Annotated in this window: 1 protein-coding gene and 1 pseudogene; one reads left to right on the top strand and one right to left on the bottom strand. The window is 35.4% G+C overall.

Annotated features, from left to right (window positions below):
• Positions 1-565, top strand: a pseudogene (locus BN93_RS14655) (restriction endonuclease subunit S); the annotation flags it as partial.
• Here the strand turns inward: BN93_RS14655 and BN93_RS14650 are convergent.
• Positions 558-1,152, bottom strand: a 595-nt coding sequence (locus tag BN93_RS14650; protein ID WP_019189053.1) for a restriction endonuclease subunit S, incomplete at its 5' end; no start/stop codon positions are given. The pseudogene BN93_RS14655 and the gene BN93_RS14650 sit on opposite strands and share 8 nt — an antisense overlap.

The raw sequence follows: 1,152 nt of genomic DNA, 5'->3' as shown, positions 1-1,152 counted from the left end.
GTTATACTCTGAAATCCAAGGTAAAGAATACTTATATGGGCAATTGTTTGAGGTTGTTAATAAGCGTAACAAGCAAATGGAATATTCCAATATTCTTTCGGCAAGCCAAGAAAAAGGCATGGTGAATAGAGATGACCTAAATTTGGATATTCAATTCGAACGTAGCAATATCAACACTTACAAGATTGTAAGAGCAGGAGATTATGTTATTCATTTACGTTCCTTTCAAGGCGGTTTTGCCTTTTCTGATAAACTGGGAGTGTGCAGTCCTGCATATACTATATTGCGTCCAAATTGCCTTTTGGAGTATGGTTATCTGTCCTATTACTTCACTTCCCACAGATTTATAAAATCTCTGATTATTGTAACTTATGGCATTCGAGACGGACGCTCTATTAATATTGAAGAATGGCTGAATATGAAGGTCATCATTCCGTCAAAAGAGTACCAACTTCATACACTGAAAATTCTCAGAAGTATTGAAGGAAAGATAGAAAACGAAGAAACGTATACTATTTGTTTGTCAAATCAGAAGCAGTATTTGCTCAATCAGATGTTTATATAAACATTTGCTGTAGTAAATACTCTTTTTGTTGAGAGAACATTGAGCAAAGCGATACATTATTTTCTATCAATAAGTCTAACGATGAGAGAAGTTTGATACAATGCCCTATTGTCGATTTGTCTGGAGTTGGAAATGACATACGAAGTATATCTTCGCCATTAAGATTAGCTATAGCTCCATTTCCACCTTGCAAAGAGTTCCATATATATCTATGGTATCTGTTGGTTTGGAATAGCCATTTTGTGATAGGCATTTTAGAACGATAGATGCCACAAAAAGCACCAACAGTTATAGGAGATAAGCATTTACCATCATAAAAAGATGTTTTTCCCACCAAAGCTGAACTTCCATTTGCCATACAAATAACAATGTCCCCGTTCTGTAGTTGCTGTTCTTGTAATATTTGTTTATTTACACGTACAACATTGTTGCAGTAATCAAGCAGACCACCACTAACAATATTGTTAGAGCGCATAACAATTGTTCCTTTTTGCTCTACAACATCATTGCTACTATATGTCAATCCGCGGATGTATATACCAACATCACCAAGTCGCATTTTGTTATCGTGGCAATTGTTCAATACG

The organism is Prevotella conceptionensis 9403948 (assembly GCF_000312305.1).
Lineage (GTDB): Bacteria > Bacteroidota > Bacteroidia > Bacteroidales > Bacteroidaceae > Prevotella > Prevotella conceptionensis.
The sequence above is the reverse complement of the archived record's forward strand: the minus strand, read 5'-3'. Positions and strand labels throughout refer to the sequence as shown.